This window comes from Roseibium sp. HPY-6 (assembly GCF_040530035.1).
Taxonomy (GTDB): Bacteria; Pseudomonadota; Alphaproteobacteria; order Rhizobiales; family Stappiaceae; genus Roseibium.
Genome location: NZ_JBEWCD010000001.1, coordinates 1716983 through 1732542, shown reverse-complemented (window position 1 = coordinate 1732542; position 15560 = coordinate 1716983). Strand labels below are relative to the sequence as shown.

Sequence of the window (15560 nt, the reverse complement as noted above, 5' to 3'; positions counted from 1 at the left end):
ATGGATGTCCATGCAAGATCAACGCAGTCTCGCCCGACAAGCGATGGCATTTGTCCTGGCAGGGGGACGGGGCAGCCGGCTGAAGGAATTGACCGACCGGCGGGCAAAACCGGCCGTTTTTTTCGGCGGCAAGACACGGATCATCGATTTCACCCTGTCCAACTCGATCAATTCCGGCATTCGGCGCATCAGTGTCGCCACCCAATACAAGGCGCACAGTCTTATCCGTCATTTGCATCGCGGCTGGGGCTTCTTCCGCCCTGAGCGCAATGAATCGATGGATATCCTGCCTGCCTCCCAGCGCGTGAACGAAGAAAGCTGGTATCTGGGGACGGCGGATGCGGTCTACCAGAACATCGACATCATCGAGAGCTACGCGCCGAAATACATGGTGGTTCTCGCAGGTGACCATATCTACAAGCAAGACTACTCCAAGATGCTGGAGCAGCATGTGAATTCGGGCGCCGAGGTGACCGTTGGCTGCATAGAGGCGTCGCTCGAAGAAGCCAAGGGCTTCGGTGTGATGGCGGTCGATGAAAACGACCTCATTACGGCCTTTGTCGAAAAGCCCGCGGATCCTCCGCCGATGCCCGGCAATCCCGAGCAAGCGCTTTGCAGCATGGGGATCTATGTCTTCGAAACGGAGCTTCTGTTCGACATCCTCAAAGACGACGCAGCGGACCCGAACTCCAGCCATGATTTCGGGAAAGACATCATTCCTAAGCTGGTTGCCAAAGGGACCGCATTCGCACATCCGTTCAGCCGCTCTTGCGTGAAAAGCGGGCTGGAAAAGGAGCCCTATTGGCGCGACGTGGGGACAGTCGATGCTTTCTGGCAAGCCAATATCGACCTGACCGACTTTACACCAGAACTCGATATCTATGACACGGAATGGCCGATCTGGACCTACCAGGAACTGAACCCGCCTGCGAAATTCATTCACAACGAGGAAGGCCGCCGGGGGCAGGCGATCTCGTCCATGGTGTCCGGCGGCTGCATCATTTCCGGATCCAGCCTTTTGCGTTGTCTCATGTTCACCGGCGTGCGCTGCAATTCCTATTCACGGCTCGAAGGTGTGGTGGCGCTGCCACATGTGGATATTGGCCGAAATGCGCGTTTGACCAACGTCGTGATCGACCGCGGCGTGCAAATTCCCGCAGACCTGGTTGTTGGCGAAGATCCCGAGATGGATGCCAAGCGCTTCCGGCGCACGGACAGCGGCATTTGCCTGATCACGCAACAGATGATCGACAATCTTGGGGCCTGACATGAACGTCCTCCTTGTTGCTTCCGAATGTGCTCCATTCGTCAAGACTGGAGGACTTGCGGATGTGGTCGGAGCCTTGCCCAAGGCGCTCATCCCGACAGGCGTTGATTGCCGTGTCATCCTGCCGCTCTACCGCAGTTTACAAGGCCTTCGCGAGAAGGCCACGGTGAAAGCGGACTTGGGAAAACTGTTCGGAGCGCCCGCTGGTCTCATAGCGGTAAAAGCGGAAGGCGTGTCGCTCATCCTGCTGGATGCTCCTGACCTGTTTGACCGCGGGGCTGGTATCTATCTCGATGACACCGGGCAGGACTGGCCCGACAACGCCCAAAGATATGCGGCTCTGTGCAAGGCGGCCGTCCATGTCGCTCAGAAGGGCTTCGACGGCTGGAAGCCCGACTTGCTCCATGCGCATGACTGGCAGGCCGGGCTTGCACCCTGGTATCTGCGCCAGGCAGGATCGGCGCTGCCCTCCATCGTGACGATCCACAACATTGCTTTTCAGGGCCTTTTCCCAAACAAACTGGCCGATAAATTGGATCTGGATCCTTCCGGGTTTTCGCCCGATGGATACGAGTACTACGGTAAAATCAGCTATCTGAAGGCCGGGATCGTTGCTTCGCAGCGGATTACAACTGTCAGTCCGACCTATGCACGCGAACTGATGTCTGAAGAGTTCGGAATGGGATTCGAGGGGCTGCTGCAATCCCGCAGATCCGACCTTGTCGGCATTCTGAACGGCATTGATCTCGACGCATGGGACCCTCAAACAGACGAAGCGATTGCTGCCAACTACAATTCGCGCGCACTGAAACGCAAATCGGTCAACCGGGATGCGCTGGAGAAAAGGTTCAGCCTCAATGCCAATCCGAGCGCACCCCTGTTTTGCGTAGTCAGTCGTCTGACGGCGCAAAAAGGCCTCGATCTGCTTTTGGCAGCCTTGCCTGTGCTCGTCGGACGGGGGGCGCGGCTCGCGCTTCTGGGCAGCGGTGAAAAGAAGCTGGAAGAAGCCTTCCGGCAGGCAGCGGTGGCCCATGCCGGTTCGGTCGGCACGATCATTGGTTATGATGAGAAACTCTCACACCTGATGCAGGCCGGTGCTGACGCCATCCTGGTCCCGTCGCGCTTCGAGCCTTGCGGGCTCACGCAGCTCTACGGGCTGCGCTATGGAACGATACCGGTGGTGTCGCACACGGGTGGACTTGCCGACACCGTCATTGATGCCAACGATGCTGCGGTTAAAGCCGGATGCGCAACCGGATTTCAGTTTGCACCGGTCACGCTTGCCGGGATGGTCGACGTGATAGACCGCGTTTGTGACATGTTTTCAGATCAAAAGAGCTGGTCGGCCCTGATGCGTAATGCGATGCGGCATCAGGTTGGTTGGGAAACATCGGCTGCTGCCTATTCCGACCTTTACCGATCAGTGTTGAACGGCCGCGAAGAGGGCGGTGAATGAACAAACGAATGCTTCCGGGCTCTTTTTCCAGGCTCGGCGCTCATTTTGACGGTGACGGTACGAATTTCGCGCTCTTTTCCGCCAATGCACAAAAGGTTGAGCTGTGTCTGTTTTCCGATGACGGGTCGACCGAAACCGCGCGATATCTTTTGCCTGAACGCAGCGGTCCCGTGTGGCATGGGTATCTGCCCGGCCTTCGGCCCGGAACGCTCTACGGCTACCGGGTGTATGGTCCCTATGCTCCTGAACACGGTCACCGCTTCAACCCGTTCAAGTTGCTTCTGGATCCTTATGCCCGGGAATTTCGCGGCTCGTTCCGCCAGCATGCGGCATTGTCCGGGTTCGACCATGACGACCCTGCCGGAGACCTCTCCTTCAGCAAACTGGACAGCGCGCCGTATGTTCCCAAATGCGTGGTTCTACCGCCTGACAGCCTGGTTCCGATGGCCGAGCGGCCAGAATGCCGTGCTGAGGATATGCTGATCTACGAAGCGCATGTGAAGGGGCTTACAATGCAACATCCGGACGTTCCGGATGATGTACGGGGCACCTACGACGGGCTTGCCTCAGAAGCTATGATCGAGCATCTGCAAAAGCTTGGTGTTACATCGATTGAGCTGCTGCCGGTTCATGCATTTGTCGATGACGACTTCCTGATCAGGAAGGGGCTGCGAAATTACTGGGGGTACAATACGATCGGGTTTTTCGTCCCCGAACCCCGTTACCACGGATCATCGGGTCGGTCCGGATTTCGTGATATGGTTCAGCGGTTTCACGCCGCCGGGATCGAGGTCCTCCTGGATGTCGTCTATAATCATACCGCTGAAGGGGATCACCGCGGACCGACACTAGCTTTCCGGGGTATCGACAATGCGTCCTACTACCGTCTGATACAGGGTCAACCGCGTTACTACGTCAATGACACGGGAACCGGAAACACGATCAATGCGGCGCATCCCTATGTTCTCAGAATGATCCTGGACAGTTTGCGCTACTGGGTCGAGGTCATGGGTGTCGACGGTTTCAGGTTCGATCTCGCAACGACACTTGGGCGCGAAGCGCATGGGTTTGATCCCAATGGTGGGTTCTTCGATGCTCTGCGCCAGGATCCTGTATTGGCAAATGTGCATCTAATTGCCGAACCATGGGATATCGGTCCGGGGGGATACCAGTTGGGTCGGTTTCCGCCCGAGTTTGGCGAATGGAATGACAGGTTCCGCGATACCAGCCGAAAATACTGGCGAGGCGACGATCACAGCGCGCAGGAGCTTGCCGGATGTGTGCTCGGCTCGGCGGGCCATTTTGACAAGGACGGTCGTCGGGCCGTGTCATCCGTCAATCTGGTGACCGCACATGACGGTTTCACGCTCGCTGATGTCACGCGCTATTCCCGCCGTCATAATCAAAACAACGGCGAAGACGGACGCGACGGTCACAACGCCAATTTCAGCGACAATTTCGGGGTCGAAGGGGCGAGCGATGATCCCGGCATTCAAGTCCGTAGATCCCGCCGGCAACGCAATCTGCTGGCGACCCTGTTCCTTTCGCAAGGGACGCCGATGCTGCTCGCCGGTGACGAGATCGGAAACAGCCAGAACGGCAACAACAATGCCTATTGCCAGGACAATCCGATCGGTTGGATCAACTGGGAGGACCGGGACGAAACTCTGGTCGAATTCGTCAGAGGCCTTGCCGCTTTGCGTCGGACCCATTCAAGCCTGCGTCAGTCGCGTTTCCTGCATGGCGTAGCGCGCGAACTCGACGGGTTGCCAGATGTCGAATGGCTCGATTTCGACTGCAGGCCTTTGGACTGGCGTGATCCGGGGCTTTCCAAATTCGCCCTTATCCTTCGCGGGTCTGGAGAGCTTCCCCCTGAAAATCAGGTGCATGACACGTTGCTTCTCCTGTTCAACCGCGATGAGGAAAGCGTTCCGGCGACGCTGACGAGTGCACCGTCCGGATACAGATGGCAACTTGAACTCGACACGTCGGAAACCGATGCGTTCCCGAAAACGCGTCTGTCGAACGGCGGTCTTACGGTCCAGGGTCAATCGGTCGTGGTACTGGCACTTACGCCCGAGGGAGACCTCTCATGAGCGACGGATCGTTGCAGCAACTGGCTGAAGAACATGGAGTACTGCCATACTTCCACGATCTTGGCGGGCATGAATACAGAGCCGGTCCGGACACACAGCGTGCGATGCTCAGAGCGATGGGAGTTGCTGCGGAAAGCGATTCTGAGGTCAGGATGTCGCTCGACGCGCTACGTCTGGAGCGTGAGCACCATCTCGTCTCGCCGGAATTTGTCGTAACGGCCGGATATGACGCTGGTATTCCGGTCAGCCACGGCTGTGATTGGGTGCTGACCGACGAGACCGGGCGTGAGGTCGCAAATGGATTATCCGAGGATCATATCCGTCTTCCGGCTCTTGAGGTTGGTGTCCACCACTTGCGCGTTTCAAATGGTGAAATCGAGCAAGTGGCCCTGATACCGGCTGCGCCCGCACAGACACCATCACTTGTTTCGGTAACTGGACGGGAACGGGTTTGGGGTGTGACGGCAGCGCTTTATGGTTTGAAGTCCGACCGGAACCTTGGCCTCGGCGATTACGGCGATCTTGCAGATCTTGCCCAAACGCTCGGGTCTGCAGGTGCCAGTTTCCTCGGTATAAACCCGATCCACAACTGGGGCTGGTCGACAACCGATATCGCCAGTCCCTATTCGCCGTCCCATCGCGGTTTCCTGAACACTTTGCACATCGCGCTGGACCAGATCCCGGGTTTGGAGGGAAACCAGACCGCAAACGAGTTGGTTGAGAGAGTACGCGCTGATACCGCGCCGGACGAGCTGCTGATTGACTACCAGAACATTCGGCAACGGTTGCAGTCGCCGTTGAGGGCTCTGTTCGACCTGTTCAACGCCGTTGGCAGCGATGATGCCAAGGAACGTCACCAAAGGTTTATACAGGCCGATGGCGAAGATCTTCACCAATTTTCGATCTTTGAAGCGCTTGCGGGCCAACACGGCGAAAACTGGTACAGCTGGCCAGAGGCGCTGAAAGATCCCACGACGGTTCCAAGAAATGCATGGGACGAGCGGGAAACGCGTTTTCACATGTGGCTGCAATGGGTTGCCAGTGAACAACTGGATCGCGTGTCTCGCGAACACGCGATGCCGCTCGGCCTCTATCTCGACCTCGCCGTTGGTGCGCGCAGGGACGGTGCCGAAGCCTGGATGAGCCAGGATTGCGTCGCAAAAGGCGTTTCGCTCGGCGCTCCTCCCGATCATCTCAGTCCGGAGGGACAGAACTGGCAACTGACAGCTTTCGCCCCGTCGTTGAGCGCTAAGGACGGCTACCGGAATTTGCGCGCCGTCCTGCGCCAAACGATGCGTTCTGCCGGTGTGATCCGCATCGATCATGTGCTCGGATTGAACCGCAGCTTCTGGATCCCGGATGACGGCAGTCCGGGCGCTTATGTTCAACAGCCGTTCGAAACACTGATTGCGCTGGTCGGCATTGAGGCACACAAGGCACAATGTGTCGTTGTCGGTGAAGATCTCGGTCTCGTGCCGGACGGTTTCCGGGAGGCTCTGAGCGCGCGCGGCATCTACGGCTATTCCGTTCTGCAATATGAAAAGGAATGGGACGGGTCTTTCCGGGATCCTGCGCACCTGCGCGCTCACAACCTTGCCTGTTTTGCAACGCACGACACGCCCACGCTGCACGGGTTTTGCGTTGGCCGTGACATCGACTGGTGGCAGAGGCTTGGCTGGATCGACGAAGACAGCGCGGCGCACTCAAGACAAGAACGCAGGAAAAATGTCGCCGAACTTGTTCCGGAAGGCGGCGCGCCAGGTGCTGCTATCCACGGTCGATTATCCCACTCGCCAGCCGTCATGGCCTCGGTCCAGCTCGACGATATCCTGGGCGAGGAAGAAGCACAGAATTTACCGGGCACGATCGACGAACATTCGAATTGGCGTCGCATCTATCCGGTAGCAGTTGATACTCTGGGCGAAAGCCCCGCACTTCACGAAACGGCCGACCTGATGCGAACGGCCGGACGCGCAGCATTTTATCCGGATGGAGAAAATTGACATGGATATCAAAGTGGTTTCGACACAGCCGATCGAAGGCCAAAAACCCGGGACGTCGGGCCTGCGCAAAAAGACACGGGTCTTCATGGAGCCGCACTATCTGGAGAATTTCGTTCAGTCCGTGTTCGACGCAATCGGAGGAGCAGGTGGCAAGACCTTCGTTGTCGGTGGGGATGGCCGCTATTTCAATGCCGAGGCGATTCAGACCATATTGCGGATGGCTGCTGCGAATGGTGCAGCACATGTCATTGCGGGGCGCGGAGGGCTTTTGTCGACACCGGCGGCGTCGCACCTCATCCGGAAAAACGCGACCGATGGTGGGCTGATTCTGTCTGCGAGCCATAACCCGGGTGGTATTGATGAGGACTTCGGGCTCAAATTCAACATTCCAAACGGCGGACCGGCACCGGAAGGGGTCACCGAAGCGATCTTTGCCGCAACAAAGAACATTGGCCAGTACCGGACGCTCGAGACCCCCGATATCGATCTTGATGCGCTAGGCGAGCAAAAGATCGGAGACATGGTCGTGAGCATTGTCGATCCGGTATCGGATTATGCTGCCCTGATGCAGGAGCTCTTCGATTTCGGTGCGATCAAGGACCTGCTCGCCTCGGGTTTCCGGCTGCGTTTCGATGCCATGCACGCAATCACCGGTCCCTATGCGAAAGTCATTCTTGAAGAAATGCTCGGCGCGCCCGCCGGCAGCGCGATCAACGCGACACCCTCTGTGGACTTCGGCGGAGGTCATCCGGACCCGAACCCGGCCTGGGCGAAGGAACTCATGGCCGAACTGATGTCGGACGAAGGGCCCGATTTCGGGGCCGCATCGGATGGCGACGGTGACCGGAACATGATCCTCGGCCGGAATTTCTATGTCTCGCCCTCCGACAGCCTTGCCGTCCTGACGGCAAATGCTCACCTTGCCCCCGGTTATGCAAATGGCATTGCCGGTGTCGCGCGTTCAATGCCGACAAGCTGTGCGGCGGACAGGGTTGCGCAGGATCTCGGCATTGAGTGTTTCGAAACACCGACCGGGTGGAAATTCTTTGGCAATCTGCTCGATGCCGGGCGGGCCACGATCTGCGGTGAAGAGAGCTTTGGAACCGGATCCAACCATGTGCGCGAGAAGGACGGTCTCTGGGCTGTTCTGCTCTGGCTCAACATTCTTGCAAAGAAGCGGTGTTCGGTTGCAGATCTTGTTCAAGAGCACTGGAAGAAATACGGCCGGAACTATTATTCACGGCATGACTACGAAGCACTTCCGAAGGCGGACGCCAGTGATCTGATGGACCGTGTTGCAGGCCAGTTGGATACTCTCCCCGGCAAGTCATTTGCCGGGCAGGTTGTCGATCAGGCGGACAGTTTTGGCTACGAGGATCCGATCGACGGATCCAAAAGCAGCAATCAGGGACTGCGCATCCGCTTTAACAATGGTGCACGCGCCGTCTTCAGGCTGTCCGGCACGGGCACCGAAGGGGCGACCTTGCGTCTTTATATCGAACATCTTGAAACAGATCCTGTCCGGCTGACCCAGGATGTTCAGTCTGCGCTTTCGCTGGTGATCGCGGCTGCACACGAAATCGCGGGGATCGGGCGCTTGAACCGGTCCGGGCCGGATGTGATTACCTGATCCGACGAAATGCGTATTTGCGGGCGCGGAATCTTGCGCTCGCAACGAACGCGCGTGCTTTTGAAAGCGACGCAATATCCCGCGGTTTGCTAGGTTCGCGGGCAATTTATTGCCGCTTTCGGAAAAGCCGGTGTGAAATTATTTCGCGCTGCAGCAAAAAGATTGCATAAAAAATAGCTCTGCGCATAATGCGGGCATGAGCAGTGGCATTTCGATCCTCGTCATTGATGATAATAAGATCCGCGCGTCCATCATCGAAGAGGGGCTTCGTGATGCCGGACACGACGCGGTCATTCTCGTGCACCAGATGGACGGCCTCGTTCGTCAGATCGCGGATATCAATCCGGACGTGATCGTCATCGACCTGGAGAACCCCAATCGCGACCAGCTTGAGCATATGTTCCAGGTGTCGCGTGCCGTTCAAAGACCTATCGCCATGTTCGTGGACAAGGCCGACAGCCAGTCGATCGAAGCGGCCGTCGACGCGGGTGTGTCCGCTTATGTCGTCGACGGTCTAAAGCGCGAGCGGGTGAAACCCATCCTGGATATGGCGGTCAGCCGTTTCAATGCGTTTTCCAAACTCTCCAAGGAGCTCGAAGATGCGCGCACGGAGCTGGCCGACAGGAAGACCATTGATCGTGCGAAAGGCATCTTGATGAAGTCCAAGGGGCTGTCGGAGCAGGCCGCCTACGACCTGCTTCGGCGCACGGCCATGAACCAGAGCCGAAAAATCATCGACGTTGCGCAAAGCCTCGTCATTGCCAGCGGGTTGCTGGGGGACTGACCATGTCAACTGAAACAATCAGCCGGGGAGGGGCGGCGCATTTGGAGATTGGAGAAAAGTGGTGGGGCAGCTGACACCTGTAATTGCGGGCTTTATTCCGCTGTTGGACAGCGCGGTTCTGGTTGCCGCCAAGGAGATCGGCTTCGCCGAGGAGGAGGGCATTGCGCTGAAGCTTGTCAGGGAGAGCTCATGGGCAAACATCAGGGACCGCGTTGCTGTCGGACATTTTGATGTAGCGCATATGCTCGCACCTATGCCGATTGCCGCAACCCTTAACCTGACAAGTCTTGCTGTGCCGATGCTGGCGCCAATGGTGCTCGGACTTGGTGGGAATGCGATCACGGTCTCCGCGGCACTCTGGCAGGATCTGCTGGCGGAAGGTGCTGACCGGAACGGCGATCCGGCCTCGACCGGGGCGGCGATCGCGACCGTTGTGGCAGCGCGCGCCAAAACTGGTGATAGCGCGCTTCGATTTGGCGTGGTTCATCCGTTCTCCGGACATGCTTATGAATTGAGGCACTGGCTTGCCGCCGCCAACGTCGATCCGGACAAGGACGTTGAGATCACTGTTTTGCCGCCCCAGCTCATGGCGGACGCGTTGGCTGCCCGGCAACTTGACGGCTACTGCGTCGGCGAACCCTGGAACACCGCCGCAGTGGCCGCGGGTACCGGGCGTATCGTCACCTATAAACAGGCGATCTGGCCGGACAGCCCCGAAAAAGTTCTGGGCGTCACGCGTAAATGGGCGCAATCCAGCCCGGATTTGCTGGCGGCCATGATGCGGAGCATGTCGAAGGCCGCCGACTGGTGCGCCGACCTTAAAAACGTGGATAGGCTGACCAAAATACTATCGGGTCCTGACTATCTTTCGTGCGATCCGGACCTGTGCAGCCCGGCACTGAGCGGAAACATGCGCTTTGGACAAACGACGTCCAAAACACTGCCGGATTTCCTGTCCTTTTCCGGTGGGCCTGCGGCCGCTCCGTCGCCTGCTCAGGGAAAATGGTTTTACGAGCAGATGGTCAGGTGGGACCAGGCAACGTTCAGCTCCGAAGCCGAGGCCGAAGTGGTCAGGATTTTTTCACCCGAAATCTATCAGTCGGCTTTACAGATCGACCAATTGCCGTCCGAAAAATCTATCCGGCTGTTCGACACGGTTTCGATGTGAAACCGATCAATCCAAAACGCGTCCGGAAGCCGGATCGCGGTTTTGCGCTGCACAAAAATCCATCATCTGCCTCAAACCTTAGCCAACAAATCGAGCAATATGAGAGATGATTAATTTCTGATCAGCAGGCTAAACCACTCGAAAACCGAAGAAAAGTGCGTTTTGATCAAGTTGGCACGCTTCGTGCTAACAAGAGCACAGGGCCAACGATGGCCTACACGATATCGCGTCCATTGATGGGCGCTCTGGCAAAGCCGCCGTTCTGATCTGACTCCTCTCCTCCCAAGAGCAGATCAAAACGGCGGCTTTTTTACTTGGAGTTCAGCGTTCGCAAGAAGGGCGCGAAAGACAAGAGGGAACAGGACGTGAAAAACGGAAACAAATTTCAGATAACACGCAGGCTCGCTTTGGGTGCCCTGATGGCAGCCACCGCGATTGTCCCGGCATCGGGCGCATTCGCCGAAATGCTGGATGTCGAAAAAGACGAGCTGACATTCGGCTTTATCAAGCTGACCGACATGGCGCCGCTCGCGGTTGCTTACGAGCTTGGCTATTTTGAAGAAGAAGGTCTGTTCGTAACGTTGGAGCCTCAGGCGAACTGGAAAGTTCTTCTCGATCGCGTCATCACGGGCGAGCTTGACGGAGCGCACATGCTGGCCGGGCAGCCTCTTGCCGCGACCATTGGTTTTGGCACGAAAGCGCATATCGTGACACCGTTTTCCATGGACCTGAACGGCAACGGCATCACCGTTTCCAATGAGATCTGGGAAATGATGAAGCCGCACATCGAAATGCAGGATGACGGCAAGCCGGTGCACCCGATCAAGGCGTCTGCTCTGAAGCCGGTTGTCGATCAGTTTATCGACGAGGGCAAGCCGTTCAATATGGGCATGGTCTTCCCGGTTTCGACGCACAACTATGAACTGCGATACTGGCTGGCATCCGGTGATATCCATCCCGGCTTTTATTCCAAGACCGATATTTCAGGTCAGATCCAAGGCGAGGCTCTGCTTTCCGTGACACCTCCGCCACAGATGCCCGCGACCCTCGAAGCCGGAACGATCTACGGCTACTGCGTCGGCGAGCCGTGGAACCAGCAAGCCGTCTTCAAGGGCATTGGTGTTCCGGTGATCACCGACTATCAGATCTGGAAAAACAACCCGGAAAAAGTCTTCGGCCTGACCAAGGAATTCACCGAAGAATATCCGAACACCACCCTAGCGATTACAAAGGCGCTGATCCGCGCTGCGAAGTGGCTTGACGAAAACGACAATGCCAACCGCATGGAAGCTGTCGAGATGCTGGCCCGTTCGGAATATGTCGGCGCAGACGCGGAAGTGATCGCCAACTCCATGACCGGAACGTTCGAGTTCGAAAAGGGCGACAAGCGCGAGATTCCCGACTTCAACGTGTTCTATCGCTATTACGCGACATACCCGTATTACTCCGACGCTGTCTGGTACCTGACGCAGATGCGCCGCTGGGGCCAGATCCCGGAGCACAAGCCGGACAGCTGGTACGATGAAGTCGCCAAGTCGGTCTATCTTCCGGAAACCTATCTGAAAGCCGCACGCATGCTGGTGGAAGAAGGTCATGTCGCCGAGGAAGACTTCCCGTGGGACTCTGACGGTTACCGTGCTCCAACGCCGGCTGCCGACATCATCGACGGCATCCCTTACGACGGCAAGCAGCCAAACGCCTACATCGACAGCCTCCCGATCGGCCTGAAAGGCAAGCAGATCGTGGACGGCAACGAAGTGGTCGGTGGCTGATCACACCCTCCCGGGAGCGGCGGTTTCGCACCGCCTCTCCCATCTTACGAACACCTGAAAAATGAATTTAGGGACGCACCCCATGGCCAATGCCGATACTGCCGGATCTCCGGATCTTGCCCGGGCTGCCCGGAAAGAAAAACTCTTCACCTGGATCAACAAGGCCGGCGGCTGGCTCGATGCGCTCGGGTTCTCCTGGCTTGTGCCGCTGATGAAAATGGCAGCGGGCGACAACCCGAGAGAGCAGTTGGGAGAACTGAAACGCGTATTGCTGATCCCGCTTTTGGGCATCGCCGCATTTCTCGTTCTATGGGGTACTTTGGCGCCGCAGGTTCAGACATCGCTCGGCGCCGTTCCAGGTCCAGCTCAAGTCTGGAGCCAGACGATCAATCTTTGGGAAGACCATGTTCGCGAACGCGAGAAAGCGGCCGCGTTTTACGAACGCCAGGAAACCCGCAACGCGAAACTCGAGGCGGAAGGCAAGACGGACCGCATCAAGTGGCGCAACTACACCGGCAAGCCGACCTATATCGATCAGATCGGAACGTCGCTGAAGACCGTCGGGCTCGGATTTCTGATTGCGACAATCATTGCCGTTCCGCTTGGCATTGCGTCCGGCCTTTCAAGGTCCTTCAACGGCGCCATCAATCCGCTTATCCAGATCTTCAAGCCGGTTTCGCCGCTTGCCTGGCTGCCGATCGTGACCATGATCGTATCCGCCACTTATGCAAACCCTTATGACTGGCTGTCCAAATCACTGCTGATTTCGGCCGTCACTGTGACGCTCTGCTCCATGTGGCCGACGCTGATCAATACCGCGCTGGGTGTCGCGTCGGTGGACAAGGACCTGATGAATGTCGGCCGCGTGCTTCAGCTGCCGACCTGGAAAACCATCACCAAGCTGGTGCTGCCGTCCTCGCTCCCGCTGATTTTCACCGGACTGCGTCTGTCCCTGGGCGTGGGCTGGATGGTGCTGATCGCCGCCGAGATGCTGGCCCAGAACCCCGGGCTTGGAAAATTCGTGTGGGACGAGTTTCAGAACGGCTCCTCACAGTCGCTCGCCAAGATCATGGTTGCGGTTCTGACCATCGGGCTCATCGGGTTCATGCTCGACCGTCTGATGTTCGCTCTCCAGCGCGCCTTCACCTTTAGCGCCAACCGATAGGGAGACGGGTATGTCCTTTCTGGAAATCTCCGGCGTCTCCAAATCCTACGGTGAAGGTGCCGGGCGCACGGACGTGCTGGAAGACATCAACCTCAAGGTGGAAGAGGGCGAATTCATTGCCATTGTCGGGTTTTCCGGCACGGGCAAGACGACGCTGATCTCCCTGCTGGCAGGTCTGATTGAAGCCGACACAGGCGGCATCATCTTCAAGGGCAAGGAAATCGACGGGCCCAGCCCCGACCGGGGCGTCGTCTTTCAATCCTATTCGCTGATGCCTTGGTTGTCGGTCACCGGAAACGTGTCCCTTGCTGTCGACACTGTCTTCAAGAAGAAGTCGGCAAAGGAGCGCAGGGCCATCTGCGACAAATATATCGAGATGGTCGGTCTTGCCCATGCAAAGGACCGCAAACCTGCGGAACTTTCCGGCGGGATGCGCCAGCGCGTGGCAGTTGCCAGGGCGCTTGCCATGCAGCCGGAAGTGCTGCTGCTCGACGAACCGCTGTCCGCGCTCGACGCCTTGACCCGGGCGAAACTGCAGGATGAGTTTGCTGCCATCTGCGAACAGGAGAAAAAAACGATCGTCCTGATCACCAACGATGTGGACGAAGCCATTCTTCTGGCCGACAGGATCGTCCCGTTGAAACCGGGCACGACGGCAACGCTTGGACCGGAATTCGATGTTCCGTTCAAACGGCCACGCGAGCGGGGTGAACTCAACCACAATGACGATTTCATCAAGCTCAGGGCTGACATCACCGAATACCTGATGGAGGTTGGCGCGGAGCGCGGTGCAGATCTGGAGCGAGATATCGTCTTGCCGAACATCGTGCCGATCACGCAGCGGCGCAAGCCGGAAGACACGCTGCCGGCTGCTTACGAACGCGCGGCGGAGAGCGTCAAGGACGACCGGTACCTGGAGTTCTCGCAGCTCAAGAAAGTCTATCCGACACCCAAAGGTCCCCTGACCGTGGTCGACGGCTTCGAACTCAAAATGCAAAAAGGCGAGTTCATAACGCTGATCGGTCACTCAGGCTGTGGCAAGTCGACTGTCCTTTCGATGGTTGCCGGTCTCAACCCGATTACCGAGGGTGCGATCGTTCTTGATGGAACCCATGTCACTCAGGCAGGGCCGGATCGTGCGGTGGTCTTTCAGGCTCCGAGCCTGATGCCCTGGCTGACGGCGTATGAGAATGTCGAACTCGGCGTCGACAAGGTCTATCCGGACGCATCCAAGGCCGAAAAGCGGGATGTGATCGAGTATTACCTTTCGAAAGTCGGCCTGGCCGATGCGATGCAGAAAGCCGCGGCGGACCTTTCCAACGGCATGAAGCAGCGTGTGGGCATTGCGCGGGCGTTCGCGCTGTCGCCGAAGCTGCTGCTTCTCGACGAACCGTTCGGCATGCTGGACAGCCTGACCCGGTGGGAGCTTCAGGACGTTCTGATGGATGTCTGGAAGCGGACACAGGTCACGGCGATCTGCGTGACCCATGATGTCGACGAAGCAATCCTGCTGGCGGACCGCGTCGTCATGATGTCGAACGGGCCGAACGCCCGGATCGGGAATATCATGGATGTGGACCTGCCGCGTCCACGGTCTCGCAAGGAATTGCTCGCGCACCCGGATTACTACGCTTACCGCGAAGAGCTTCTGGACTTTCTGGAAGCCTACGAGGGAGGTGCCGATCCGAGCGAAGAACAGCTCAAGTCCATCCAGGAAAAACGTGCTGCGCGCATGGCCCGCCAAAAGGCGGCCGTTGAAGCGGCTGAGTGAGCGCGGGAGACACAACAAGAATGACGCCAGATCAGATCCAGCTCATACAGACCTCTTTTCGAAAAGTTGCTCCGATATCGGACAAGGCTGCCGAACTCTTCTATGGCAGGCTGTTTCAGATTGCGCCTGAGACAAAGCCGCTTTTCAAATCCGACATTGAGGACCAGGGCCGCAAGCTGATGACCACGTTGGGGGTCGTTGTGAACGGGCTTTCAAACTTCGAAACCATTTTGCCGACCGCAAAGACGCTTGCGGTCAAGCACGTGGATTACGGTGTTGAGCCTGCGCACTATCCGCCTGTTGGCGCTGCCCTGATCTGGACCTTGGAACAGGGGCTCGGAGACGCGTTCGACGAAGCGACACGAACCGCCTGGAGTGCTGCTTACGCGACACTCTCAAACGTCATGATCGAGGCTGCCTATTCAAGCGCAGAAGCGGCGGAGTAAGC

11 protein-coding genes are annotated in these 15560 nt (G+C 57.7%); all 11 read left to right on the top strand.

The genetic code is table 11. The features are described 5' to 3' along the window. Nucleotides 1-4 precede the first annotated feature (4 nt). Nucleotides 5-1267 carry a glucose-1-phosphate adenylyltransferase gene (gene glgC / locus ABVF61_RS08140; protein ID WP_353993010.1) on the top strand — a complete coding sequence of 421 codons (1263 nt, stop codon included), beginning with the start codon at nt 5-7 and terminating at the stop codon, nt 1265-1267. Between the two features lies 1 nt (nt 1268). Further along, nucleotides 1269-2723: a glycogen synthase GlgA gene (glgA, locus tag ABVF61_RS08135; protein ID WP_353993009.1), complete on the top strand. Its 1455-nt coding sequence runs from the start codon at nt 1269-1271 to the stop codon at nt 2721-2723. Then, a complete protein-coding gene (gene glgX, locus ABVF61_RS08130) occupies nt 2720-4819 on the top strand; it encodes a glycogen debranching protein GlgX (RefSeq protein WP_353993008.1) in 2100 nt (699 codons plus the stop codon). Before glgA ends, glgX begins: the two co-directional genes overlap by 4 nt. Continuing rightward, on the top strand, nt 4816-6822 hold the full coding sequence (malQ, locus tag ABVF61_RS08125; protein ID WP_353993007.1) for a 4-alpha-glucanotransferase: 2007 nt from the start codon (nt 4816-4818) through the stop codon (nt 6820-6822). The genes glgX and malQ overlap by 4 nt, the downstream gene beginning before the upstream one ends. 1 nt (nt 6823) lies before the next feature. After that, the gene (locus ABVF61_RS08120; protein ID WP_353993006.1) at nt 6824-8452 is read left to right on the top strand and encodes an alpha-D-glucose phosphate-specific phosphoglucomutase; all 1629 of its coding nucleotides are present in this window, start codon (nt 6824-6826) and stop codon (nt 8450-8452) included. Between the two features lie 196 nt (nt 8453-8648). Continuing rightward, complete coding sequence (locus ABVF61_RS08115; protein WP_299472533.1) at nt 8649-9236, top strand: ANTAR domain-containing response regulator; 588 nt, start codon at nt 8649-8651, stop codon at nt 9234-9236. 61 nt (nt 9237-9297) lie between these two features. Beyond that, nucleotides 9298-10404: a CmpA/NrtA family ABC transporter substrate-binding protein gene (locus ABVF61_RS08110; protein WP_353993005.1), complete on the top strand. Its 1107-nt coding sequence runs from the start codon at nt 9298-9300 to the stop codon at nt 10402-10404. A 419-nt stretch (nt 10405-10823) separates the two neighbouring features. Further along, complete coding sequence (locus ABVF61_RS08105) at nt 10824-12176, top strand: CmpA/NrtA family ABC transporter substrate-binding protein (protein ID WP_353993688.1); 1353 nt, start codon at nt 10824-10826, stop codon at nt 12174-12176. 82 nt (nt 12177-12258) lie between these two features. After that, nucleotides 12259-13341: an ABC transporter permease gene (locus ABVF61_RS08100; RefSeq protein ID WP_353993004.1), complete on the top strand. Its 1083-nt coding sequence runs from the start codon at nt 12259-12261 to the stop codon at nt 13339-13341. A gap of 10 nt (nt 13342-13351) precedes the next feature. Beyond that, nucleotides 13352-15112, top strand: a complete 1761-nt coding sequence (locus ABVF61_RS08095) for an ABC transporter ATP-binding protein (RefSeq protein WP_353993003.1) — start codon at nt 13352-13354, stop codon at nt 15110-15112. Nucleotides 15113-15132: 20 nt separating this feature from the next. Further along, complete coding sequence (locus ABVF61_RS08090; protein WP_353993002.1) at nt 15133-15558, top strand: globin family protein; 426 nt, start codon at nt 15133-15135, stop codon at nt 15556-15558. Nucleotides 15559-15560 lie beyond the last annotated feature (2 nt).